This is a genomic window from Candidatus Nitrosocosmicus sp. FF01, from assembly GCF_047711275.1.
GTDB lineage: Archaea > Thermoproteota > Nitrososphaeria > Nitrososphaerales > Nitrososphaeraceae > Nitrosocosmicus.
The window spans coordinates 358,425-384,293 of the sequence record NZ_JBLNIG010000003.1; the positions used below are offsets into that span (position 1 = coordinate 358,425).

The 25,869-nt window shown below is 35.0% G+C and carries 23 protein-coding genes, 1 rRNA gene and 1 pseudogene; 17 read left to right on the forward strand and 8 right to left on the reverse strand.

The annotated features are described in order from the left end of the window. The first annotated feature begins 5 nt into the window (after positions 1 to 5). On the forward strand, positions 6 to 1,022 hold the full coding sequence (locus ACMT7R_RS11935; RefSeq protein WP_415312175.1) for a CPBP family intramembrane glutamic endopeptidase: 1,017 nt from the start codon (positions 6 to 8) through the stop codon (positions 1,020 to 1,022). Positions 1,023 to 1,036: 14 nt separating this feature from the next. On the opposite strand, the gene ACMT7R_RS11940 is transcribed toward ACMT7R_RS11935, so the two are convergent. After that, positions 1,037 to 1,933, reverse strand: coding sequence for a transcription initiation factor IIB (locus ACMT7R_RS11940; protein WP_134485877.1), 897 nt, complete (start codon positions 1,931 to 1,933; stop codon positions 1,037 to 1,039). A 343-nt stretch (positions 1,934 to 2,276) separates the two neighbouring features. On the opposite strand from ACMT7R_RS11940, the gene ACMT7R_RS11945 reads away from it, so the two are divergent. From ACMT7R_RS11945 to ACMT7R_RS11955, 3 genes are all read left to right on the forward strand, one after another. Continuing rightward, complete coding sequence (locus ACMT7R_RS11945) at positions 2,277 to 4,727, forward strand: ABC transporter substrate-binding protein (protein ID WP_415312176.1); 2,451 nt, start codon at positions 2,277 to 2,279, stop codon at positions 4,725 to 4,727. A gap of 170 nt (positions 4,728 to 4,897) precedes the next feature. Next, positions 4,898 to 5,839, forward strand: a complete 942-nt coding sequence (locus ACMT7R_RS11950) for an ABC transporter permease (protein WP_415312177.1) — start codon at positions 4,898 to 4,900, stop codon at positions 5,837 to 5,839. A gap of 19 nt (positions 5,840 to 5,858) precedes the next feature. Further along, the gene (locus ACMT7R_RS11955) at positions 5,859 to 7,337 is read left to right on the forward strand and encodes an ABC transporter permease (protein WP_415312178.1); all 1,479 of its coding nucleotides are present in this window, start codon (positions 5,859 to 5,861) and stop codon (positions 7,335 to 7,337) included. A 6-nt stretch (positions 7,338 to 7,343) separates the two neighbouring features. On the opposite strand, the gene ACMT7R_RS11960 is transcribed toward ACMT7R_RS11955, so the two are convergent. Further along, on the reverse strand, positions 7,344 to 7,784 hold the full coding sequence (locus tag ACMT7R_RS11960; RefSeq protein ID WP_415312179.1) for a Mov34/MPN/PAD-1 family protein: 441 nt from the start codon (positions 7,782 to 7,784) through the stop codon (positions 7,344 to 7,346). 231 nt (positions 7,785 to 8,015) lie between these two features. Here ACMT7R_RS11960 and ACMT7R_RS11965 point away from each other — a divergent pair, with 231 nt between their 5' ends. The 5 genes and pseudogenes from ACMT7R_RS11965 (at position 8,016) to ACMT7R_RS11985 (ending at position 11,895) form a co-directional block, all read left to right on the forward strand. Then, on the forward strand, positions 8,016 to 9,671 hold the full coding sequence (locus tag ACMT7R_RS11965) for a hypothetical protein (protein ID WP_415312181.1): 1,656 nt from the start codon (positions 8,016 to 8,018) through the stop codon (positions 9,669 to 9,671). A gap of 141 nt (positions 9,672 to 9,812) precedes the next feature. Further along, positions 9,813 to 10,727, forward strand: a complete 915-nt coding sequence (locus ACMT7R_RS11970; RefSeq protein WP_415312182.1) for a hypothetical protein — start codon at positions 9,813 to 9,815, stop codon at positions 10,725 to 10,727. Next, positions 10,714 to 10,884 (forward strand): annotated as a pseudogene (locus ACMT7R_RS11975) (ribonucleotide-diphosphate reductase subunit beta); the annotation flags it as partial. The gene ACMT7R_RS11970 and the pseudogene ACMT7R_RS11975, both read left to right, overlap by 14 nt. A 178-nt stretch (positions 10,885 to 11,062) precedes the next feature. Next, the gene (locus ACMT7R_RS11980) at positions 11,063 to 11,197 is read left to right on the forward strand and encodes a hypothetical protein (RefSeq protein ID WP_415312183.1); all 135 of its coding nucleotides are present in this window, start codon (positions 11,063 to 11,065) and stop codon (positions 11,195 to 11,197) included. Further along, complete coding sequence (locus tag ACMT7R_RS11985) at positions 11,194 to 11,895, forward strand: fibrillarin-like rRNA/tRNA 2'-O-methyltransferase (RefSeq protein ID WP_415312184.1); 702 nt, start codon at positions 11,194 to 11,196, stop codon at positions 11,893 to 11,895. Before ACMT7R_RS11980 ends, ACMT7R_RS11985 begins: the two co-directional genes overlap by 4 nt. Before the next feature lie 21 nt (positions 11,896 to 11,916). On the opposite strand, the gene rnhB is transcribed toward ACMT7R_RS11985, so the two are convergent. After that, entirely contained in the window at positions 11,917 to 12,564 is a 648-nt protein-coding gene (rnhB, locus tag ACMT7R_RS11990) for a ribonuclease HII (protein ID WP_415312185.1), read from the reverse strand. Positions 12,565 to 12,952: 388 nt separating this feature from the next. Here rnhB and ACMT7R_RS11995 point away from each other — a divergent pair, with 388 nt between their 5' ends. After that, entirely contained in the window at positions 12,953 to 14,173 is a 1,221-nt protein-coding gene (locus ACMT7R_RS11995) for a hypothetical protein (protein WP_415312186.1), read from the forward strand. A 55-nt stretch (positions 14,174 to 14,228) separates the two neighbouring features. Here the strand turns inward: ACMT7R_RS11995 and ACMT7R_RS12000 are convergent, their stop codons facing one another. Beyond that, positions 14,229 to 15,350 (reverse strand): hypothetical protein, encoded by a 1,122-nt coding sequence (locus tag ACMT7R_RS12000; RefSeq protein ID WP_415312187.1) that lies wholly within the window; start codon positions 15,348 to 15,350, stop codon positions 14,229 to 14,231. Between the two features lie 58 nt (positions 15,351 to 15,408). Here ACMT7R_RS12000 and ACMT7R_RS12005 point away from each other — a divergent pair, with 58 nt between their 5' ends. Further along, entirely contained in the window at positions 15,409 to 16,035 is a 627-nt protein-coding gene (locus tag ACMT7R_RS12005; protein WP_415312188.1) for an orotate phosphoribosyltransferase, read from the forward strand. Here ACMT7R_RS12005 and ACMT7R_RS12010 read toward each other — a convergent pair. Then, positions 16,032 to 16,595: a TATA-box-binding protein gene (locus ACMT7R_RS12010; RefSeq protein WP_134485301.1), complete on the reverse strand. Its 564-nt coding sequence runs from the start codon at positions 16,593 to 16,595 to the stop codon at positions 16,032 to 16,034. The genes ACMT7R_RS12005 and ACMT7R_RS12010 overlap by 4 nt on opposite strands. A 337-nt stretch (positions 16,596 to 16,932) precedes the next feature. Here ACMT7R_RS12010 and ACMT7R_RS12015 point away from each other — a divergent pair, with 337 nt between their 5' ends. From ACMT7R_RS12015 to ACMT7R_RS12030, 4 genes are all read left to right on the forward strand, one after another. Beyond that, positions 16,933 to 18,318, forward strand: a complete 1,386-nt coding sequence (locus ACMT7R_RS12015; RefSeq protein WP_415312189.1) for an aspartate ammonia-lyase — start codon at positions 16,933 to 16,935, stop codon at positions 18,316 to 18,318. Between the two features lie 279 nt (positions 18,319 to 18,597). Further along, positions 18,598 to 19,089, forward strand: a complete 492-nt coding sequence (locus ACMT7R_RS12020; RefSeq protein WP_415312205.1) for a DUF192 domain-containing protein — start codon at positions 18,598 to 18,600, stop codon at positions 19,087 to 19,089. Between the two features lie 291 nt (positions 19,090 to 19,380). After that, entirely contained in the window at positions 19,381 to 19,539 is a 159-nt protein-coding gene (locus ACMT7R_RS12025) for a 50S ribosomal protein L39e (protein WP_144734863.1), read from the forward strand. An 18-nt stretch (positions 19,540 to 19,557) separates the two neighbouring features. Then, positions 19,558 to 19,974 (forward strand): 50S ribosomal protein L31e, encoded by a 417-nt coding sequence (locus ACMT7R_RS12030; protein WP_415312190.1) that lies wholly within the window; start codon positions 19,558 to 19,560, stop codon positions 19,972 to 19,974. A 66-nt stretch (positions 19,975 to 20,040) separates the two neighbouring features. On the opposite strand, the gene ACMT7R_RS12035 is transcribed toward ACMT7R_RS12030, so the two are convergent. Continuing rightward, positions 20,041 to 20,952, reverse strand: a complete 912-nt coding sequence (locus ACMT7R_RS12035; RefSeq protein ID WP_415312191.1) for a hypothetical protein — start codon at positions 20,950 to 20,952, stop codon at positions 20,041 to 20,043. A gap of 119 nt (positions 20,953 to 21,071) precedes the next feature. After that, positions 21,072 to 22,619 (reverse strand): tRNA (N(6)-L-threonylcarbamoyladenosine(37)-C(2))-methylthiotransferase, encoded by a 1,548-nt coding sequence (locus ACMT7R_RS12040; protein WP_415312192.1) that lies wholly within the window; start codon positions 22,617 to 22,619, stop codon positions 21,072 to 21,074. A 92-nt stretch (positions 22,620 to 22,711) separates the two neighbouring features. On the opposite strand from ACMT7R_RS12040, the gene ACMT7R_RS12045 reads away from it, so the two are divergent. Continuing rightward, positions 22,712 to 23,509, forward strand: a complete 798-nt coding sequence (locus tag ACMT7R_RS12045) for an ABC transporter permease (protein WP_415312193.1) — start codon at positions 22,712 to 22,714, stop codon at positions 23,507 to 23,509. 27 nt (positions 23,510 to 23,536) lie between these two features. On the opposite strand, the gene ACMT7R_RS12050 is transcribed toward ACMT7R_RS12045, so the two are convergent. Beyond that, positions 23,537 to 24,883, reverse strand: coding sequence for an aspartate aminotransferase family protein (locus ACMT7R_RS12050; RefSeq protein ID WP_415312194.1), 1,347 nt, complete (start codon positions 24,881 to 24,883; stop codon positions 23,537 to 23,539). Between the two features lie 795 nt (positions 24,884 to 25,678). Here ACMT7R_RS12050 and ACMT7R_RS12055 point away from each other — a divergent pair. Next, a 16S ribosomal RNA gene (locus ACMT7R_RS12055) occupies positions 25,679 to 25,869 on the forward strand; the annotation flags it as partial.

Sequence of the window (25,869 nt, forward strand, 5' to 3'; positions counted from 1 at the left end):
GTCTTTTGTCTATTACAAATTCTCTGAATAGAACTATTGAAAAAACTAAAGTTGCCCTTATTTTCTTCATGGTTATTGTAACTGGGATTTCATTTGGAATTGGACTTTATCTTGTTTTCTTTACAAATCTAGGAGGTGAAATAAATTGGACCGACGAGGTACCTCTTGATTTTTTACTACTTGGTATTTTTGGTTTCCAAACTATTTATTTCAATCTTGGACTAACGTTCCTACTATTCTGGTTTGTTTATTTGACTTGTTATGTCTATTGCTTTCTCAAACCTATTTCACTCAGGGAGTTACCGTTTTTAAGAGCTAGAACTCACTCAGATTTTGTAAATACCCAAATTAAACAAAAGGATGGTAATGGTACGTCTGTCAATTATCTTATGATTACGTTATCTTGGTTTTCTGCTTACTTTGTATTATCGATATTGATAGACATAGTTCAGCAAATTTTTGGAGTAAAGTTGGGTAATCCATTGACAGATAACCCTTTACTCTCGTTCTTTTACCTGTCAACAGCTCCTCTAAATGAAGAGATTTTTTTTAGAGTTATACTGATGGGATTACCCCTGTTCCTCATCTTTGTTCCACTAGGTAAAGGCCAATTTTTGTCTACTTTGAATCATCCATATTTGAGTATTCAACATTACAAGAAAAAGCATACAACTTTCGGTATATTTATTGTAATAGTTCTCAGCTCATTTGTCTTTGGATTGTCACATGTAATTTTTGGAGGAGGTTATGAAATAGGCAAAATAACACAAGCTGCATTGGGCGGATTAATCATAGGCTGGGTATACTACAGATACGGGTTATCCTCTGCTATTACTTTTCACTGGATTTCTAACTATGTATTTTTTGCATATAGTATTCTTGGGTTTTATCTTTTTCAGACACCATGGAATACAGAATCTGATAATGTATTACTTGGAATGGTATCAATAGGCTTTATTATTTTAGGGTTATTGTTTTTATATCAATTGTCTTGCAGAATGTTAAAGAAATATGTGGTTTAATGAATTTACCCAGATTAAAGTTTTAAATGAGTTTTTAAACCCTTGTATCGATTTCTAATGGTAACTTCTGTAACACCTGCTGCTTCAGCAACATCTTTTTGTGTCTTGTTTTCGCCGTTCATAACACATGCTACATACAATGCCGCAGCCGCTAATCCCATAGGATCTTTTCCTGCTGAAATTTTACCTTCTTCAGCCTTTTTTAATATTTCCAGTGCCTTTCTCTTAGTTTTTTCTGTTAAACCTGCCTTACTAGCAATCCTGGCGACACATTTTACTGGGTCTACTACCGGCATTTTAAGATCCAATTCTCTTATCAATAGCCTATAACATCTAGCCACATCTTTCTTCTTTATGTTACTGGCATTCGCAACGTCCTTTAAAGTTCTAGGTGTCTCTGTGTCTCTGCAAGCAGCATAAAGAGCGGCCGCTACAAGAGCCGAAATGGACCTGCCTCTAACCAAACCCTTCTCAAGTGCTTTTCTATAAACATAAGCGGCCTTCTCTATGACTGCATCACCCACTGCCAGTTTGTCTTTTAACCTATCAAGCTCACTAAATGCTTGTCTAAAGTTTCTATCGACTGGTTCATGAACTTGACTTCTGCTATCCCATGTTCTCAATCTTTCAATGGTACTTTTCATGGAAGCAGAGAGGGGTTTACCTGATGCATCTTTATCTACTGGTCCAATTATTGTAGCTAGGCCCATGTCGTGCATTGCCAAGGAGGTTGGAACTCCTGCTCTGCTTCGATCCTCATGTTCTTCCTTTGAGAATGCCCGCCATTCTGGTCCCGTTTCCTCTATTCTCTCAGTCACAACAAAACCGCAATTACCGCAGAACATTTCTCCGGTAGAATTATCGGTAACCATAGGACCTTTGCCACATCGTGGACATCGATCACCAAACATAGAAATATCTTTTACCAAATTATATCACCACAAAACTTATAAACTAATTCCACAAGTATTTATACCTTTCCTTACATATAAATATATCGGAAATTATCAAAATAGAATTTTAATATTTTGCCTTCGTTCTTTTTCTCCTTTCAGCTTTAGCATACTTCTTGCTTTCGCTGCGTTGAGAACTATACGCATGGGTTCTTTTAGTTGTCTTATTGGTCATGGGTTAGAGTAATTGATTATTATTTATATACTATGGTTTTTGAACTCGATAAAAATTTGTCAGAAAATCATTAATATAAAAGAAAATAATAAATTTATAATACTTGAATCCAACTATTCGTGATAAATGAAAAAATTTTTTTTTACTGCTTCTTTTCTTTTGTTAATTGGAATAATATTTCTATCATTACCGAGTAAGAGTGTCTTTTCAGTCGAAAACAAATCGGGCGGATATGCCGACCAGATCAAGTTCATTAAATTCTCAAATGAAAATGTTGCCTATCAGCAGGTTAGTAATGGTCAACTCGATGCATACTTTTTTCAAATCCCTTTGCAATTAGTTGAAATTGCCAAAAAAAACCCCAATCTCAAAGTTTACGAAAAGGAAGGGCTTTCTTATGGACTCTTGATTAATCCTTACAACTCTTCAAACTCGTTTAACCCATTTTCTATTAAAGAGGTCAGATTTGCATTGAACTTTCTAATCGATAGAAATTTCATAGTCAACAATATTCTAAAGGGGTTCGGTGAGCCTATAGTAGAACCCTATGGTTCTACTTCTCCAGAATATCAAAACGTACTACCCATCATAGATCCACTAAAAATAAGATATGATGCTAAGTTTGCACAAAATATAATAAACGATGCTATGTCGAAGGTCGGAGTTACTCTAGATTCAAACGGAAAGTATACAATCGAAGGAAAACCAGTAACCGTTAAAATCTTGATACGGAATGATGATCTCCTTCGAAAATCCTTTGGGGATTATGTGGCTGCAGAACTTGACAATATAGGATTTACCGTCAACAAAGAATATGGTGACTTGACAAAGGCTAATCGAATTGTATATGGCTCTGATCCCGCAAATTTAGAATGGAATTTGTATACAGAGTCGTTGATTTCAAATTCATTCCTGAGATACAACCCCGGTACCGTCACACAAATGTATGCACCTTGGTTTGGCAGCATGCCTGGGTCTCAAAACCCAGTTTTTTGGCAATACACTAATTCCACGATAGACAATTTGACTCAAAAATTAATATTCAATAATTTCACTTCTGAGTCCGAGAGAAACGAACTCTTACAAGAGGCAGAAGCCGTTGGGATTGAAGAAGCAGTAAGATTATTCTTTGCAAGATCATATGATCCGTATATTTCATCCTCACATATTAGTGGTCTAATTAATGACTATTCAGCTGGTATTGCTAATAAGCTGTCATTACTAAACGCTATGAAGAATAATGAAAATAACTCGACCTTGAATATAGGTATGATACAAATTTACCAGGGTGCATGGAATAATGTCAAGGGCTGTTCAGATTTTTACTGCCGAATTATATATTCACTAATAGCTGATTCTCCAACATTTTCTAATCCATATTCTGGTGACCCTGAACCGTTGAGAAACAAATGGAATAACGTAATTTCAAATGGTTACAATGACACTATCCCAGTTTCTGAAAAATCTATTCGCTGGAATCCTTTGAACCAAAGCTGGGAAACAAATATGGGTCTCAATAATACCGCTCTTACAAAAGTAACAATTACACCGCTATATTCTAAGTGGCATAACGGAGTTCCAATCGATAAGTATGACATGTTGTATTCTTATTATTTTCCGTACGAATGGTCAACTGATACAAAAGATGATGATTTGACATTTGACGCGGAGTATGCTAGTCTCGTTTTTCCAACTTTGTCGCTGATAAAGGGGATCGAATTTCATGAGAATGGTACACTCGATACATACGTTGACCTGTGGCATTATGACAAAAAACAAATCCCTCCCTACGGGACCCTTTGGCCGTCAGAACCTTGGGAAATAACTGCTGCTACAGAACGGTTAGTGACTGACAATAAACTATCATACTCTAAAAGTGATGCAAACATTAAAGGAATAGATCAGTTATCTTTGAACTTGCCAATCCAATCAGAGTTAATAAGTGCAGAATTAACCAAGATGATAAATGAAAAATACATTCCCAATTCCTTAAAAGGAATCGTACCTTTAGATTATGTTCTTGATCGATATAACGCTTCTATCCAATGGATAAATAAACATCATCATGCTGTAATTGGTAATGGGCCATATTACCTAGATGAGTTTAATCCATCTGGTGGAGTAGTAACATTAAAGGCATTCAGGGATGACACTTATCCGATAAAGACGGGTCAATACTCAAAATTTACAAGTCCTCCTGAGCTAAGAGTTCAAAAGATTGATGTACCAAAATTTATAAGGATCGGTCAGCAATTCGATGTCGCCCTTGAGTTAAGTATCAAGAATTCTTCCAGTGATTCTAATCCTTTTAGCGGATCTATTGATTATTTTGTGACAGATAGGAACAACAAGCTGGTTATTGCCGACGACGTAAAGATATATAATGTCAAAAATCATAGTTCCTCATCAAACAACTCAGAAGTTGGTCATAACTCGACAACCACTATAGATATCCATCTAAATTCCACCCAAACCTCTGAACTCACTCCCGGACCTTCAAAACTGAAACTCATTATTGCCACCCAAGACTCACCCAAGCCAAAAATTCATGAGAGTACTTTAATAGCTCGACCATGAGCTTGCTCTACCTTTTTAAGCGCGATCACTATGGTTCTTAGGTTATGACTATAATCCTTTACATACTAAAAAAGATCGTCATTCTCATTATAGTTTTGCTTATTACTATGTTACTAACAATTTTTCTCCTTGGTTCTACAATTGATAAGATTATGGTTGATAACATCCGCATGCAAGTAGTTAATTCCCTTTCTAATTCTCTGTCTGAAAGCCAGAAATTAAATCAATTCGATAACATGGAACAAAGGCAAAAATTCATTGATCAACAGATAGATCTCCAAATCAAGAGCTTAGGACTGGATGAACCTTGGTATTCGCCAAAAAAAATAATGAATACGCTTTTTCAAATACTTACTCTTAATCTTGGAAATTCAAGATTTTTTACTACTCATGATGGTTCGAGCAGTGTTAACGAATTAATAAAAGAAAAGCTTCCAAATACAATTTTATTATTTACTTCCTCTTCTTTGGCAGTAGTTGGATTGGGTATCGTGATTGGTTCCTACTTGGCTCGGAGGGAAGGTAGAATAACAGACAAATTCATTGCGGGGCTTGCTTCACTCAGCCTTAGTGTTCCTCCTTGGTGGTTTTCGATGATAATGATAGTAGTGTTCTCCTTTTTTCTTCAGATATTTCCAGCAAGATCTACGCCAGTAATCCCACCTGATTCTCCAGGATATTTTGCCTCTCTTTTATATCATATGGCTTTGCCATTTATAACAATCGTGCTAATCGGATTTGCATCTTCAATTTATTATGTAAAATACATAATTCTTCGTGTGATTGAAGAGGACTATATAAAAACACTGGGGGTAATAGGGATACCGCCCCGAAAAATATTATTGAAACATGCATTAAAAAATGCAAGTCCTCAACTAACGACTATGCTAGGTGTGGGACTTATTTCAACACTTGGAGGATCTATACTAATAGAGGAAATTTTTGATTGGCCTGGGATGGGCAATTTGTTTTACAACGCGATCCTTCAAAACGACTCACCCTTAATAATTGGATTGGTATATTTTTTTACCCTATTGTATTTAGCAACTCGTTTCGTCCTTGACCTCGCTCTTTCTGTACTTGATCCTAGGATAAGGACTGAAGATAATTAGGCAATTGGAATTGATACAAATGGTTAATAGAATAATCTTGATTTTAAAAAGTTACAAAGGAGGGATACTAGGTGTATCTCTTCTTTTGTTTTTGGTCATAATTACTTTTTATACTATCATAAATATTCCGGCTTCAGAACGATCAGAGTGGAATAATCCATCATATTGGATCAATTATCCCAAAAATGCTGCCCCGTATTGGACCAATTATTTTATGGAACTGTTTAATCAGAAATTACCAGAGCATAAAATATTTACCATGAATGATGCAATTGTAAGAAATTATTCTGAGGGTACAGATTATAAAATTGAAAACAGTACCTTCATCTATGATTATGATTTTGAAACATTTCCTCCTGCATTCAGTATACCTTATTCTATTCAAGTAGGTGACATCCCTCCCGCTGTGGAGATTTCTGTTAAGAGACCAGATGGTTTAGTGTTTGTTATATACTATAATTCATTAGAATCGTTGTCTAATGGTTTGGATGATACAAATGGTGCTAATGAACAGGACGAAATTCAATCCAATGGGGAAATTTTAATTGAGAGTCAGAATCCTACCGTTAAAGACGATGTCTCTACAAATGTTGTTTCACAGAGATTGTTTTCCTCGTCTAGAGAAATAACTGAAGCTCTTTCAGACTATACTAATTTATTCGATTTTTCGACTAATGGTCTACCTGCAGAAAAAATAATTTTTTCAGATACTAAAAGTAATGTACCTTTACAAGGTAAATATGAATTTATATTTTCATTATATTCTTTTGATGGCAACACTGACTTAAAGGATATACAATGGATAGTGGAAGGGAAAGTTTTTGGGGTATTGGGAACTGACGATTTTAGAAGGGATATTTCTTTTGGGATTCTGATTGGCACTCCGGTCGCTCTGCTAATTGGTGTAACTGTTGCAATAACATCTACGATCATCGGTCTATTTTATGGATTAATTAGTGGTTATAAGGGGGGTAGGACAGGAGGGTTTATGGTGATCATTATTGATATCTTCCTTTCGGTCCCAACCATGGTTCTTTTCATAATTCTATCTTTGAACTATGGAAAGAGTATTCTCTTCTTGATAGGACTTTTTATTTTATTTGGATGGCCCGGTTTAGCTTTAATTAATAGAACTTTTAGTGTACAAATAAAGAACTATCCTTATGTTGAAGCATCAAAATTGATGGGGGAATCCGATTTTAGGATTGTCATAAGGCATATTGTTCCACAATTGATACCTTTTACTTTGGCTAATTTTGCCTTGTCTGTTCCAGCTGCTATCTTGGGTGAAGCTGCTTTGAGTTTCTTGGGGTTTGGTGATCCGTCATTTCCTACATGGGGTCAAATGCTTCAGGACGCTCATTTTTCTTCCGCTGAGATCCTCGGATATTGGTGGTGGATAATCCCACCTGGTCTAATGATATCTATTACTAGTATGGCTTTTATCCTAATAGGTAGATCTCTAGAATCGAAAGCAAAATTTGATAAAAGGCGATGATTTGGATCATGTTTTTTTGACTAGCTCTATTTCTCTGCCCTGGCTATCAAATGCACGAATATCTCGTTCCTCGTAAGGGTGTGAAATAATAATTGATACTAAACCATAAAAATGGTTCAAATCCTCAAGCGAAGGCTGGCTAGATCCACTGGGATGAGAGTGTGCAGTTCCTACATACTTTAAATCGAAGGGAAGCTCGTTAATCGGGAATCCTGAATAAAATGGACCATGCACGGAGAAAGGGGGGATAACTAAATTGTTTATAATAATTTCAGTTCTTCTTCTTTCACCTTCTAAAATTAATATTCCTTCATAAGGGTGATGCATCTTTGAATATGATATTATTCCATTTATTACATTGTTTGTAATTGTTACTATTTTTCCTTTATTATTTTTAGAGTCTGAATTTCTGTTGTCCCTATTTCTTTTCAAAAAGCCAAAATCCATATAATATCTATACCATCCTTTAATAAAAAATCCATATTTTTCTGTATCTAAACTTTTTTATTACCTATTATTGTTAAGTAGAAATTCTATGGTCTAATATTATTTACTTTTCATCTTATTAATAAAATAACAATCTTTTAATATTTTTGGATAGCATTTAGCTTTAGTTTGCTTTACAAGGTTTTACTTATATTAATTTTATCTACTATTGTATTTATAGGAGCGAGTTTGATGGTCGCAAGTGCTCAGATACTTCCGCAAAATAATAGCCCAACCACTACTGGTTCTTCTTCACCTGCTCCAGTCGATAACCCTTATGGGATAAGAATAAACGAACCTTCTAAAGGGGAAACCATTTATATTAACGGTACAGAGTATTTTTACAGCTCAGGTAAAAAACTATCTCTTTCTGGAATTTCTGTTGCTGATAGTGGTAACTTGACGGGTTGTGACGTTTCTGTCGTAACAAATAACGTTTTTCCTTATCAGCCTGCGAATGGTACTGGATTACTTGGAATTAAAGATTTTTCAAAGTGGAGTTACACTTTTGGTACTAAATATGCCAACTTACACGAGGGCTCCAATAAGATTACATCAAAATTGACCTGTGAAGGTGGTAATGCAAAGGCTTACTATACTGTAAATGTTACTGGTGTCAAATCCAATGGAACTTTCACTGAATTATCGCAAACCATAAATACGGATCTCTCGGCATTGTCAGTCGAAATCCTTTCTCCATCAAATGGCGAATCAGTATATACTGACAGCCCCATTGAAGTAAATGGTAGTTCAAACTATCCACAAAACTATGACTGTGAAGTTCTTTTATCGGCAGGAAATTCTGATGGTGTAATAGCACCCACTAGTTCTAATGATCCCAACTTTAAGAAAACACAGGCAAAAGGTGTAAATGGTTCTTTGGACTATAGGAGTTGGAGTATAGTACTGGAGCCGGGTAGTACCAACCTCAAGAACGGCTCGCAACCATTGACAGCCAAATTGCAGTGTTACTCTCCCTTTTCTTCTGTTAAATTTGCAAATGTAAATGTAGATGCAATTTTACCCACTCCGGATCTCTCGGCATTGTCAGTCGAAATCCTTTCTCCATCAAATGGCGAATCAGTACATACTGACAGCCCCATTGAAGTAAATGGTAGTTCAAACTATCCACAAAACTATGACTGTGAAGTTCTTTTATCGGCAGGAAATTCTGCTGGCCCGATTGCACCTAGCAGTTCTAATAATTCCAACTTTAAGAAAACACAGGCAAAAGGTGTAAATGGTTCTTTGGACTATAGGAGTTGGAGTATAGTACTGGAGCCGGGTAGTACCAACCTCAAGAACGGCTCGCAACCATTGACAGCCAAATTGCAGTGTTACTCTCCCTTTTCTTCTGTTAAATTTGCAAATGTAAATGTAGATGCAATTTTACCAAAGCCTGCTGAATTGAAGACCATGGATGTAAGTATAGACAAAGCTGGAGAAGGTCTTAATCAACGGATCATCATTGGGACAAACGATGCAATTAATAAAGATGCTTTGGAAAGTGCGACTATAACGGGCACTATTAATGAGCAAAGGTTTTCGGGATCATCAAATATCGATGGTAAATACAGCACTAACATAAGCCCGAGTTTGTTGGAGTCAGGCGATACTATCAACGTATCGGTAACTGTAACTAAAGATGGATACAAACTGAAGAAGACTAGCACCTCATTTGAAGGAATTCCAATAAATACTGAAACTCCGCCAACAACACCAAGGCCATCCACAAGTAATGATGAATCCAATAGCAATAATGAGGCGGATTTAGCAGATAAGATCTTCGACGATGTACAGAAACAACTGAGTGAACAAGGAATTAACATACCTTTACCGTTTGGATAGCTGAATCATTTCAGGCTTTTTGTCTAAAGCATTCAAACCAAAAGTCGGAGGAATTCATATAGACTTTAGTTTTATATTCAAACATTAGGAATAACAAGGTTATTATTCTTAATCATTATAGTTACTCTTGAATTTGGATTAATGGCACACAATGAATATAGATTTTTGATTCTTGAATTAGGCATTGCCATACTTGATTATGAGAACAACCTGTTACATTTTAAAAAATTTAGTGATCCGATAGGATCTCACCTGAAATTACGATCGAATGATTTTGATGAAGTTACTGCGAATTTAGAATTTTTCAAATCCAAACCTAGCGTGCTTGTAACAAATTATCCTTCGATGATTGACTTTCTTCGAAATAGTAGTGAGAGAGTTGAACGAATTTCGTCAGAAGACGAAAGACGTATTCAGATCTACAAGAAAAAAATTTATACTGGTGCCGAAACCATTGAGAAAGACACCAGTGAACTAAATGAAAGAACTATAAAAGATAATTTAAGGGATTTTTCACTTAAGTGGTCTTCTTTAATAGTACAAGAAGCTTCAGCACAACTCGACTTACACGTTAGTCAATCTGTCAACGCATTAGATGAGATTGATAAGATCATCAATACCGTTGGAACACGAATGAGGGAATGGTATGGGTTACATTTTCCTGAACTCGATAATTTATTACAAAATATAGTAACTTATGCAAATATAGTTTCAAAGTTTGGGGATCGAAGTGAAATTACCAAGGATTTTCTCTCAACGCTAGAAATTCCGGATAACAAAATCGAAATCATAATTGAAACTGCGCAAAGAAGTAAGGGTGGAAAAATTACAGCTGAAAATCTATCCATTCTACAAAGTCTTGCAAATCAAGTGATTTCTATGAGCTTAATACGTAAAGCTTTGGAAGAACATATTGAAGCTTCGATGGACGAGATTTCTCCCAACTTAAAGGAATTACTTACTGCAACTGTAGGCGCTAGGTTAATAGCAAAGGCAGGGAGTTTAAAAAGATTAGCTTCTCTCTCTTCCAGGTACTATTCAGATACTAGGGGCTGAGAAGGCGTTATTTAGAACTTTAAAAACTGGTGCCAATCCACCTAAACACGGATTATTATTTCAACATCCAGTCATTCATTCTGCTCCAAAATGGCAAAGGGGTAAATTAGCCAGGGCTATTGCAGCAAAAGCTGCAATCGCGGCTAGAGTTGATTTTTATGGTCGAAATAATATTACAAATAGTGCTTTATCTAGCAAATTAAACGACCGTATAACGGAAATACAACAAAAATACAAGGAGCCTTCTGAACCTCAAAAGAAAAGAAATTACGAACAACCTCAAGGCTTTAGAAGGGGAGATCGTAATAGATTCAATAAGAATAAAGGAAGGAATCATGATAAACATAGAGATGGTGATAGAGACAGGGATGGTGACTTTAAGTTTAAGAAGAATAAATTCAAAAAAAGATTTCACAAGTCTAATAAAAAATAGGATAGTTGAGAGTGTAGGTGGAATAATTAGAGAATGAATCACCTGTCTATTTATAAAAAGTTTGACAATGGGTCATTTATCATGTTGATTGATAATTCAAAGGAACGCTATTTGGCTACACAAAACTTGGATTTACAAAAAAGCGTTTATGGTGAGAAGATTATAAAATTAGAAGATGTAGAATATAGGATTTGGGAACCATTTAGAAGCAAACTAGCCGCTGCGATCTTGAGAAACTTGGAAGAAAATCCTATTAAAGAATCATCATCTGTTCTTTATTTGGGTGCTTCTACAGGTACTACTGTCAGTCACGTATCTGACATAGTTGGTAGTAAGGGCGTAATTTTTGCAGTAGAACCTTCGGCCAGGGTCGCCAGAGAATTTCTTGAAAATGTGGCTTCAAGGAGAAAAAATATAATACCGATCTTGATGGATGCAAGAAATTATTTACAATATTATTCTTATTATGGATTAGTGGATGTAGTGTATTCAGATATTGCACAGCCCGACCAAACTGAAATTGCTATCAATAATTGTAAGAGCTATCTAAAAGGAGGTGGTCATCTTGTTATCATTATCAAGACTCGAAGTATTGATGTGTTAATGGACCCCAAGGTTGTAACAAAAAACGAGGCGAAAAAATTGGAAAAGAATAATTTTGAGATTCTTCAAATAGTAGATTTGGAACCGTTTGATAAAGATCATTCTTTAATCCATGCCAAATATATGGGCTGACAAAAATTTTCTCCTATTTTATTAAAGAATTCTTGTTTGAGTAAGCTCATCTAATATACACTTTACTGGATTCCAAGAGAATCTAACATATTCTTTGATCATAGCATTTTCTATATTGTTTCTTAGAAAAATTTTAGTAACGGGATCTGAAGGATAGCCCGACCCAATGTGTTTATTTAGTTTTCTTTCAATCCTTACAATTTCCCTGTCTCTAGTAACCTTAGCTATGATTGAAGCAGCTGATACTGCTATGTTGTCAGAATCTGCCTTATGAAAACAGTAAATCTTTACGGAGGTATTGATCAGATTCTGAACAATACTTTGTTTAAATCTTACCAAATTAATGTCACATGCATCAATTATTATCTTGTCAGCATCCAGGTTATCAGAGACTATTGTCATAAATTTTGATTCTAATATATTTAGTTTTTTTTGATTTACATACAAATCTATGGTTTTAGGGTCAATTCTGCAGATGTATACCGATCTAGCACACGAAATAATCTTTGGATAAAGGAGTTCTCTCTTAGAAGGATTCATTTTTTTTGAATCAATTACACCCTCTTTTTGCAAGTATTTGATACCTTCGCTATCAAGCGATATTCCAGCGATTACCAATGGCCCCATAACTGATCCACGGCCAGCTTCATCGATTCCACCTAAGATCAACTAATTTAGGAGAGAATTTGTAACTTATATGTATTTAATTATAAGAACGAAGTTTTAATAAAGAGAGTAACCAAAATCAACCCGACATATTACTCTACAAGTGAACTGTCTTCACACACTAGATTCAATCTTTTTGATGTGAGACAAATAATATAATGTTGAATTGCTACTATCAAAGCATTCTTTTATCTAAGGATTACTGAGATCTATCACTGTAGAATGGTTTGAGAATTTTCGTATAAAGAATAAACACATAGATATCTAAGCCTTTTTCGCAAATCTCTATTTCAAAAGTTTGATACACAAAATCGTTATCGTCTAAGATTTTCAATTCTTAAAAAATATGACTATGAATTTAAATAAATAGGGGTATGCCTCTCATAAAATTTTGGAAAAAAAGTATCTTTCGCAGCCTTGGACTTTGACAAAAGAAGGTTCTACTCAAATATTGGTCCCTTCTCCTTCTTTAACTCAAAAAGAACCTTCAAAATTCCCAGCTTTCTTTAACCCTGCAGCAAGATTTAACAGGGAAATTTCAATATTGATTTACAAGAATTTTCTTCGATTTCCAAGAAAGAATCTTTCTTTTGTCGATTCTCTATGTGGGGTGGGAGCGAGAGGTCTGAGAGTCGCGAAAGAGATTCCAAATGTGCGGAAGGTTATTTTTAATGATTACAATTACATTGCCCTTCAAAGTGCAAAATCTAGTTCAGTCTTAAACAATATATATCATAAATGTAACTTTTCCAATAATGAAGTCTGTCATTTTTTGCAGAATCATTTTGATTATTTAGAAAGAGGAACAATTATTGATCTTGATCCTTTTGGCTCACCAGTACAGTACATAGATTGCGTCTTGCGGGCAATTGAGAATGATGGTATGCTTTCTGTTACTGCAACGGATACAGCTGTTCTATTAGGAGTTTACCCAAGGGTATGTTCTAGAAAATATTATGGAATTCCGTTACGTACAAAATATTCTTTAGAAATAGGTACCAGAATCCTTTTGGGTTGCATTGCGATGGTGGCATCTAGGTTTGATATGATCATAATACCTGTTTTTGCTCATTCGTATAGAAATTATATTCGAGTATTCTGTAAAGTATCGAAGAGTAACCGACTAGCTAATAGGGTGTCCGAAAATATCGGCTACGTTCAGCACTGCTTTGAATGTGGATACAGAGCATCGATCAAAATTCACGATCCAAATTTGAAATGTCAAATTTGTCAAAGGAAGACACGTTTGGCAGGACCAATATGGTCTTCTAATATTTTTGATAAAAATATGATTGATACTTTGATTCAAAATTTGGTGGAACCCGAAAAAACCTTTACTGGTGACAATAAGCATTCATACGTACCGAACAAAATAATCAAAAAATTTTTTAGTATTGCTAAAGCTGAATCTGATTATCAGCCATATCACTATCTAAGTGATGAGTTCGGCAAGCTCTTGCGCAATCGTACTTTACCGGTAAGCATAATTGTCAAAAGTCTCCAGGAAGAAGGTTTCAAGTCTAGCACTACTATTTTTTCTTCCACAGGATTCAAATCCGAAGCTAATGTATCACAAATTCAAGGCATTCTTAATAAAATATCAAATAAATAATTTTTATTAAGGTATCGAAAAGCTGATGGTTAATCAATACAGGTGACGCCTTGTACTATGTAGCGGTATTTGTAACCTTGGTTATTTCTGATGTTGGGATGATGTTAGTCTTTGAGAACTTGCCATTTTTTTTGATAATCCAATCTAATCCGTCCTTAATTTTGGAAATCGACTTTATTCCCAGTTTATTCAGGTAGACTTGAGGTAAAGTTGATATCAAAATTATTTCGTATTTTTCCCTTAGTACTTGAAGGAAGTTAATGTGTTCTAGCTCGTAAATGTATTGGTACTTATCTAATCCATTAAGATCTAGTCTTCCTTCAACATATTTTGATATGGCTCCTTCATTTATACCGCCTCTGTTCTCCGACAACAATACAATTGTTCCTCCATCTGTCACCGAATGACAATTATTCCACAATAGATTTAAACTGTTACCTAAAGTTATTTGAGATGAGTAGGTTGAGTTTCCGGAAATGAACGCTGATTTAGAATAATCACTTGTTATACTAGTCTCTTCTTGGAAACTGCTAATTGCAGTCATAAAAGAACTGATGTGATGTCCAAAATACATTGAGGCTATTCTATACCTGTCAGAAAGAACATGAATTAACTGACAATCCATTTTTGAAAGGACTTCTATAGAAATCTTCAATGCCTCTCCACATAGACCTGGTTTTGGTGGCTCACCTATTACTGAAGCATAGATTTGATTCATAACTTGAGGATAGCATTTTTTAATTAGCTTCGCAGGACTACCACTAAATCCAAAGACAGGATCATATTCGATCTTATCCATTAGTATTATGTTCTTATATTGAGAAATCTTCTTCAATACCTCTTCTGACTCAATTCTAGCGATATCGAACGTTTCCTTGGAAATATCCTGTCGCAGTTTGAAGCTAAATGGTTTTGAAAGTAATAATATATCAACCGACTCAATTCTCGATTCATTGGCCAAATCTCGAATGATCTTGATTATCTCCCACATTCTTGGAAAAGGAGTAGTAATTAGAATCAGAGTAGAATTTTGTAAATTCAAGTTGTTACGGATGCTTGAACTTATCTTTACCTGATCTAATGGATTAATTTCAGGTTTTATTATATTTAATATATTTTCATATTTGATGTCCAAGATGATCTCCGAATCTCCATACCCCAACCAAATTTCTGGCATATGTTAATGTAGAAAAACAAGTAACTTATTAAATCAAACAATTACTACATTGTCTAATTTGAACGAATTCAATTCTATGGATGATTTGAGGGACGAGTTGGTGACTTTTTTATATGACGTCAAAGCTATAAAATTAGGTAATTTTACACTTTCAAGTGGGATCATTAGTCGATTTTACATCGACTTGAGAATATTACAAAGTTATCCGGTATATTTTAGGAAAGCCATATCTTTATTGAAAATGCTGGTTTTTCAACGCATCGGGTGGGATGGGTTTGATTATATTTGTTCCATACCTACATCCGGAACTATTTTTGGATCAGCACTATCTTACGAATTATTCAAACCTCATATTTATGTGAGAAAAGATATGAAAGGCTACGGGACTCAAAAAAAAATAGAAGGTGATTTAAGATCTGGATCTAGAGTGCTGTTTGTGGAAGATGTAGTTACTACTGGGAATTCTCTCTTAAACGCAATAAAAACAATATTCGATCAAACTGAGAACAATCGGGTTGTGGTAATTATGGATAGAGATCAGGGTGCAGTAGAAAAATTTAGGGTGTATGACATCAAAATTGATAGGGCGATTACTATCAATCAAACCATAGAAATCTTGAAAAAGAATAAGCGGATAAGTGATTTTGAATATCGTACCATTAAAGATGAAATGGTTGAAACTTAGCTTTCATAGATCATTAAATTCTTTTCTTCTAACAGGGTGTGCAAATTAGTAACTGCTCGGTAGACTTCAGTTTCTTTTTTGGCGCCAGTACAAACCAGTTTCCCACTTGCAAACAGCAAAATCACAGTTTTAGGATCTAACATTCTATGAATCAATCCTGGAAATTGTTCGGGTTCATACATACTCCTAGGTAAGATTCTTGCTGCCAATTCTAAGTGTATTTTACCGCCGAGGCTAGCAGATGCGACAATATTTTGAATTTCGATGATTGGGTCATTTTCAATAGGTATTCCACCCTTTCTCAATTTTTGGACTACGTTTCTCACAGCTTTAATTGCCTGTTCTTCAGACTTTGCTCCGGTACAAACCATCTTTCCTGAACTGAAGATTAATGTAGCTGTTTTGGGAGCTTTTAACCTAAATACTAATCCTGGGAATTGGTCTGGATGATATTCTACATCAGGAAATATTTGAGTAATCAAATTTAAATTTACAGTTTGATTGACCGTTGCAGATGCAACAACGTTTTCAATACTTACCATTGGCTTTGTTTGGGGCATTATTTCTTTTCCTTGGGTATATAAATACTCGATATAAATATATCTTTATGTGATATTGTCAAATTTGATCAATAACAAACCTACATAAACACTTAATAATTTATTTTATGATTCGCGCTATTAATCGTAATTTATTTGTACTATAACACAAGAATATACTATTTTTCTTGTTATAATTTAAATTGTGTATAAATATTTCATTTAAAAAATCCTCGATTAAACTATTTTTGATTTTGATCGAATATATTGTTCCGTTCTAGTTTAATGTGATTAGGTTGAAAAACTTTTGATAATTGTTTGAAACAAGTTTTAATATCTCTTACCAAATTTGAAACTTATGTCACAAGACTTTAGAATCGACAAAGATTCTCTGGGAGAGATACGTGTCCCAATTGATGCTTACTATGGCCCATTTACGATGCGGGCTAAAATGCAATACCAAATTACAAAATTGCCACCCCATAGGAATTTTATTAAATCATTTGTCATGATAAAAAAAGCGGCAGCTATCACCAATAAAGAGCTAAGAGTATTACCTACTGATGTGGCAGATGCCATCATCCAGAGTTGTGATGAAATATTAGATGGGAAATTATCTCAGGAATTTGTAATTGAAACACTGAATTCTGGAGCCAGCACTGCTTTTAATATGAATTGTAACGAAGTTATCGCAAACAGGTCGCTTGAAATTATGGGATTTAGTAAGGGTCAGTATGACCGGGTCAGTCCTAATGATCATGTAAATATGTCTCAATCTAGCAACGACACATCTCCGACTGCGATCCACCTAGCAACGATCATGAATTGTATGGAGTTATCAAAATCCTTAGACGTTCTTATTGAATCGCTTGAAAAAAAATCCAAAGAGTTCAATGAAGATATCAAAATTGGTAGGACACACTTAATGGATGCAATTCCCGTTACCCTTGGACATGAGTTTAGTGCATATGCTTTAGCTATAACTAAATGTAAAAACTTGATAGATAAATCGCTTGAAGAGCTATACTATGTAGCCTTGGGAGGTACTGCTGTTGGAACGGGAGCAAATACCCCAAAGGGATACCAAGATTTGGTAGTGTCTAATTTGGCAAAAATATCTGGATTTCCTTTGAAACCTTCTAAAAATTTGTTTTTTTCCTTGCAAAGTAAACTCGAAGTTACAAACTGTTCATCAGCAATAAAAAATCTGGCTCTAGAATTATCCAAGATATCGAATGATATAAGATTGATGGCCTCTGGACCTATGGCGGGATTCGCTGAAATTACAATTCCAGCAGTTCATGCTGGATCATCGATAATGCCGGGCAAAGTTAACCCATCTCTATCTGAGAGTCTGAATATGATTTGCTTCGTAGTCATAGGCAATGATCTATCAGTCAGTCTTGCAGCTCAAGCGGGTCAGTTTGAACTAAATGTTATGTTGGGGGGTATGGTGAAATCAGTTTTAGACTCTACAGATATGCTCACCAATTTCCTGCCTATTTTCTCGAAAAATATGATTGACGGTATACAAGCTAACAAAGCCAAATTACAATCTTATGTTCAGAAAAGTCCAGTACTTGTAACACTTTTGAATCCTATTATTGGGTATCTTAAGGCTGCTGAAGTGTATAAAGAAGCTCTTTCAAGCAACCGAAATATCCGTGAAATTGTACTAGAACGTGAACTTATGACTGCCGAACAATTTGATGAGGTTATGTCAAGAGAAAAACTAATTTCTTGATCTAGTTTTTTTTGAGGGTCAAATTCTTGTCATAATCGAAATCACAAACAATACATTTAGTGAATCGTTCTCCATCTAGGTGGTTGAAGTGTATTCCGCAGTTTTGGCATGTGTGATGTGAATCTTCATAACCATCTTCAGCGATGAATTCTTTACTAGTCAGCATCTGACTCTTACAACTAATACATCTGCAGTTACATTCCACTTCTAATTTTTTCCATACAAGATATAAAAATTGTATGTTTAAATGTTGGGGATTGCCCATTGGAAACATTGAAAGTGTTTTTTTCCTTCACTTTACTGGTAATTTCAGGCTTTATGCTGGGTGAAGTTGCATTTTCGTTCGCTTTGGTTGATCCTGATGATTTAATTGAAGATGTCAAAAGTACATCTGTTGTCAAAGTAAATAACGTGACTGTAGACGTAATTTTAGCAACAACACCTAGTGATCAATCGAAGGGGCTAGCCGTTAAGGACTCGATGAATGAAAATGAAGGTATGCTTTTTGTTTTCAAAAATCCTCAGAAGCATTCCTTCTGGATGAAAGACATGAAGTTTCCAATTGACATAATTTGGGCAGATTCTGCAGGTAAAATCGTACATATTGAAAAGAACTTACAACCATGTATCTTTCTATTACCTTGTACTTCATATTCACCCATAAGTGATTCTCTGTATGTACTTGAGGTTGTTTCAAACTTCACCAATAAATACGATGTAAAGATCGGCGATCAGATTCTGTCCGACTCTATTTCTATGGATAAAACATAAGTTATGTCTTGAAACTATCGACCAATTTTTTGTGATAACTGCTCATACATTGGATATTTCTGTCGTTTTCAGATGATATTTTACTGATGCTCTTCATTTGTTTCTTGTTATGTATTGATTGAAGAAAGTTAAAACATGTTTCACAAGCATACAAATTAGATTGATATTGATCAGTACTGTCTATTAGACTTATCGTTCAAGTTTTGTCCAATTTTATAAGATCATCATTTATGGATGACCAATTCCTTCGGGTTAACACTTAAAAATAGGATACAATGTAGGATATCTAGCATGGCTGCCCGCAAAAGTACCACAAGAAAAATTAGACTATTAAAGAAGATTAAACAAAATAGACCGGTGCCAGCCTGGATCATTATTCGGACACATCGACATGTTAGAACTAATCCAAAGCGTAGGTCTTGGCGTAGGTCAGATGTGAATATCGGATAAGGTTAGGAGGTAATAAGAATGTCAAATGTTGAAGATACATTAGCAAGAATATATACGATAAATTTTAGCAAAGCATGGTTAACTCCAAAGCATAAGCGAACCGACCGTGTTATCAATATGATTAAAGAATTCGCAACAAAACATATGAAAAGTTCCCAGGTAAAGATAGATCAGGAACTTAACAGGTATATTTGGGAAAAAGGAAAAACCAATCCCCCAAGAAAAGTAAGGGTAAGGATCGTCAAAGATGACGATGAGCAAGTCATAGTATCATTATACGAGGATGTAATTCTCGATACTGAATCACGAGATAAGCCTGTGTCTGATGATGAGAAGGAACCCAGCAAGACTGAACTAGAAGAATCTGGATCTGATACCAAAACAACAACCAAGAGTAAAGATGATGTTGTCGAAGAAGCGGGTTCAAAACCTTAAAATATTTTTCTTTTAAATTATTAAAGCCAGATTATTTCTAGTTATTTGAAATGTCCTAAAAATTTTTTATACCCATAGAGTAGATTCTAAATCTCTTATGTAATCCAAATTCACTCCATCATGCATTGCAATTTCGGGTTCAAAATCTAGAACATTATCTTTTGGTATCAAGAAATTCAGAGGGTCGTACAGAGAAACAATTTTATGATCTGTTGTTGCAAGTAGGTGACACCTAGTTTGACCGTTACCTTTTAATATCAAGTTTATATCCTGTTGAGCAGAAGGAAGCAAATTGTTTGATGATTCAACTAGGTTCTTTATTACTGATACATTTTCAGACGATTGGAAAAGATATAATGAATACTTTTGAATTTCTGAGAGATTGATTTTCTCTGTTAAAGCAGACATCGTGTCTATAAAAGCATCTTTTATCTTGGGAGCATTAAGCCTACTAGTAGTAACAAAGTTAAATTTACTTGGAAAGGCTTTGTTCAAGGATTCTATTACTATATCGGAAATAGCTTGATTAGTGAGGCTGAAATGTTCATCTAAGGACAAATCTAGATCGTTTCTTATCACTGCATCATTATCTATGACCAAAATATTCTCTATATAGCTACTTAACAATGATAACGATACACCGCATCGAAATAATTTTTCTTTTTCAAAACCAAAGGGAAGAATTGCGAAGCATACAATCTGTATATCTGTTTTTTTTCTAATCAACTGAGCTAGCATTGGTAAAATTGCCGATCCAAACCTAGAAGCAAGGTTGCCTATTAGTATAATTGACTGAAATTCAGACACTTTTCCAAAAATATCATCGCTTGTTTCTAAAAAGGATTTTCTAACTACCTCGGGGGATGGATTGATGATATTTCCGGAATCTATTTGTATCACTTTGTCTGAGTTTACTGATTTTAAGGATTTGTTTGTTAACAAGAAATAATCGGAATTTACTCGATTGATCAGGCCCATTGTAATCCTACTCCCTGCATCTCCAACTCCGACTATACAACTACTAAACTTCTTTGTATTGCTCAATGGTCATTAACAAATCCCAATTGATAGATAAAAGTGTTGTCTCTAATTTTTCATTAATTTACTATTTCTAATGGGATTGCGTTTAGAGTATGATGTGAATTTGAGATCACCTTTACAATTACTCTTTTGCCCATATGCGGGTTTTGAAATCGAGATCTATTTTTTGCAAAAAAACTATGAAATTCAGTTTTTTCAACAAGTGACTTGTATTTTTTTTGATCTTTATCGTTTGAGTAAGTAAATAGCTGATTAGGATCTTGATCTAAACAAATTGATTTATAATAGTCATTTCTTCCCTTCAATATTCCATTTTCAATATCGTCTATCAGTATTTCTCCTTTCCACCCTTGCCATTTGGAATTCTTTTCAAGGGCTATCTTCTTTATTAATTTATGAAGCTTTTCTGACCTCATGGAGATTATTTCGTCATTAACTTTAACCATCTTAGAGGCCAAAGTTCCAGGTCTTGAACTAAATTTTGAGGAATTAACTATATCAGGTTCAATATCTCTTATCAGTTTCAATGTTTTATCAAAATCATCATCGGTTTCGGATGGAAAGCCAGTTATTATGTCTGTTGCAATTGTTATGTTTGGAATAGACGTTCTTAGTCTATCGACCAACTCTAATAAAGAGGATAAGGTCAGACCCCTCTTCATTTTTTTCAGGATGGGTTCGCTGCCGCTTTGAATTGGTATGTGAATAAATTTGAAAAGTTTATTACTAGTTGAATAGGTAATCGATAATTCTTTACCAAAATTTTTTAAATACATCGGGTTTAGCATACCCAAACGGATTCTAAAATACTTGTCTATCTGTTCACATCCATTTATTAGGTTTACAATGTTGGTTCCTATATCTAATCCATAACAGCCGTTATCTGTTGAGGTCAACCATATTTCCTTACTCCCTGTTTCAATATCGGATTTTATCTGTTTAATGATGTGTCCAGTTCGAAAACTTTTCAAATTTCCTTTTGCTAGTTTGGTCTGACAAAATGTGCACTCGCTAAGACAACCCGTAGCTATCTGCACGATACTAATGATCGGGTTTATCCTTACTTTCGGTAAATTTATCTTTTCATCCTTCAAAGAATCCAAATAGGTTATCGGATTGTGTTGTAAGGCGTAAAGTGCTACAGCAGTTATCGATTTAACTGAGTCAGGGCCAATCAAACTAGCTTTCGGACTAAGAGATTTCACCAGTCTTTCGTCTGCTGCAGGCAGACAACCCGCAATTATAAGTGGCCTATTGGAATTGGACAATGTTTTTATTCGGTTAATCATTTTGTGCTCAGTTGAGTTTTTGACCGAACATGTGACGATCAAATTAATATCTGCGAGCTCTGGCTGATCTGCCATATCAAAACCATCTTGCTGCAAAATTCCAGCAATCATTTCCATATCAGAAAAGTTTGCAGAACAGCCATAAGCTTCTATCCAAAACTTGAAATTCTTACCATGCTTTTTTAGTAATCTATTTGAAACGGAATCAACAATATTTCCTGAATTTGCTGGATGAGATGTTTTATGACTATCAATTAGAGTAATTTTTTCAATTAGAGAAGGCTTGAAAGAAAATAATCTATTCGTATATTGCATGAGTAATTACACTTTGTATCAATTATTCTCGGTATATATAATATTGATTCAACTATCAAAAATAAATTATTTGAGCCCGTTTTAGTCAAACTTTGTTTAAAATATATGAATGTGACCCGATAAGTAACTTGTCATTTAGGTTGAAACGCAGTATCTTCTCCGTATCAAGTCAAATCTTTCTAATCGCTTATGTTACAGGATTCCTGTGGCTTCGAAGAAACCCGTTATCTCTAGTGTTTACTGCGATTTCTCCATTTTCTTTATTGTTTATTTTGTTTGTAGTCAGCAACGGTCAATATGTCCAATTTGCTGTGGCAGGAAGTCTGGTGATGGCCTTGGTAGGATATGGATTAGCACTGGGTCAGGATATTTCTCTATACAAAATTGAGTATAAAATGCAAGATGTTTTCGTAGCTTCTCCTGTTTCACCAATAGTTTACATGCTGGGTTTAGCGCTTTCAGAAATCTTATACGGACTACCCGCATTAATTGTACTAATTTCCTTGGCCGTATTTTTTTCTATCTCGATAGCCTTTTTGCCATTGCTTCTTTTGAATGTTATTTTGATTTGGGGTACGATGTCTTCAATCGGATTTTTTCTTTCTTCACATATGCTTCATATGCGAAACGCAACGCAGCTTATATCCTTTGTGAACGTCATCATTGCCGTAATTCCACCTGTATTTTATCCAATAAGCACCCTGCCAGATCCTTTACAATTGGTTTCATATTTTGTACCCACAACTCATGCTTCACTCATGCTCCAATATTCAATGGGTTTTCCAGTTCCAGACGGTTGGTCTATATATCTAGGACTATTAGTACAAGGAATTTATTTTGGATTTTTTATGCTAATTGCCAAGAAAAAGGCGTTATGGCGAGAGAATTAAGCAAATCAGGTAGTTGAGTTGGTTTCGCTAACTAGGTTTTACATTTCCAGGATTTTCAAAGATGGATCGGGTAGCATTCAATAACTTCATTGAATCCTTTTTGTCATGTGCATTTGAAAATGCACCCATTTTGCCGGGCAAAAAGAAAATGTCATGATTTGCCATCAATGCCAAATTGTAATTGTTTAACATTTCCTTATTTGATAACGCGGCATCCAAAGCGCTATTTATACTTCTTACTTTATCATTTAAGAAATGAATCATAAATAGAGAACCGATTCCCGTTACCTCTGCCTTTATCTTCATCTCGTTTAATATTTTGGTTAAACCAGTCCTCGTAAATTCACCTAAATTATTTATATTTTCATAAATAGTTGGATCTTTCTTCAACGTTTTTAGAGTATGGTAACCTGCTTTCATTGTTAGCGGATTAGCTGAAAACGTCCCTCCTCCTATAGAACAATATGTCGATTTATCTCCCTCTACTGTAGCATCTGCCAACTTCATGAATTCTTTCTTACCACATACTGCACCAATCGGTAATCCTCCACCAATAATTTTGCCTAAAGTAAAAAGGTCAGGTTCAAGCTTCAGGTTATCCATTACAGCTCCATATGAAAATCTAAATCCAGTTACTATTTCATCTAGAATAAATAAACTTCCGTTTTTCTGTGCAAATTCTTGTAAACCATGTAAATATCCATTTTTGGGTAGTATACAGCCAGCTCCCCCTAGCACGGGTTCGACAATGATAGCTGCTAAATCATCTTTTATTGATTCAAGTACCTTTAGTGACCTTTCCAAGTCATTAAATTGTAAGGACTCTACAAAATGTCCTTCATCCTCAATCAAACCCAACCCTTCGTCAACCTCGTATGGGTAATTTACAGACTGTAAAAGATTTGTATTAAACCCATGCCATCCACCTTCAACTTTGGCAATAACTCTTTTACCGCTAGCTGATCTGGCCAGTCTGATAGCATACATCGTAGCTTCTGAACCTGTGCTACAAAATCTAGTATTTTCAGCCAAAGGAATCGCCTTATTTATTTCCCAACCAAGCTTGAAACTGACCTCGTTTGCTGTTCCATAAAGTGTCCCGGATTTTAATTGTTTACGCAATTTTTGTGTTACCTTTGAGGGTGAATGTCCAAGAATCAGGGCCCAGTGACCGTTCCAAAAATCTAAGTATTTATTTCCGTCTACGTCATACAGGAATTTTCCTCTAGCTTTTCGTGTAAAAAACGGATAAGGTTTGAAAAATCTTATATTATGACTAACTCCACCAGGAAAAATTTCCCTAGCTCTAAAATATAAATTCATTGATTCAAATGTTTTAGTTTTGTATAACTCTAGATAATCATCATATTTCATACTTACTAACTCTCAATTTATAGAATCTTTTATTTGTTTTCGAATAGGTTTAAGTCGAATTCAATCTGGTGAAGGATCCTATCCAGTGTACATTTTTAGTTAACCCAATACTTACTGATGTGAAATTGGTTTCCTACAATCAGTAGAAATTTTTCTAAAAAAAAAACAAGATTTATATTAATAATTTTTTGATTGTAAATAGAACGCATCCAAGACAAAAGGCGGCGTCGGTAATGAAGTTGGCTAATGCCATAATGTGATTTACAGACCTCCAGGTGCGCTCTTGACAGCATAATAATATCAGTAGACGTAATAAAGGGAGATTCAATCAACACATCAGTGCTGACCTGATAGATTGAATCTGACATTGGAATGATCAGATAGATGATAATAATAAAACGATTCGATGAATAACAATCTAGTCATTTGATGAGATGCTATCTCTTGTGATTGCATTAAAGATGATCCAATAGAATGAATAATCAACACAATATAGATTCTTTAATCTAGTTTTTCGATCGTACTCTTTTACTCTTTCTTGATTTTGTTTCTGTTAGAAGTAATAACAGAGCAATGTCGTCAAGAAAGAAACTCAATAAATGTCCTAGACTAGTGGCACAGACAAATATATGTACACACATATACACATGTACGAGTCTTCTGCTGCTAGTCAAAGACTGTTATCTATTAATTGATATTTTCTTAGTAGTTATATCAATTACATAGATAACAAACAAACAAAGTAGTGATTCAACGGATAAAAGGCAATAATTTATCACTAAATTATTGTCATTGACTCCGGTTGATCCTGCCGGACCCGACTGCTATCAGAGTGGGACTAAGCCATGCGAGTCGACATAGCAATATGTGGCATACGGCTCAGTAACACGTAGTCAACATGCCCAGGGGACGTGGATAACCTCGGGAAACTGAGGATAAACCGCGATAGGTCATCACTTCTGGAATGGGTAATGACTTAAACCTAT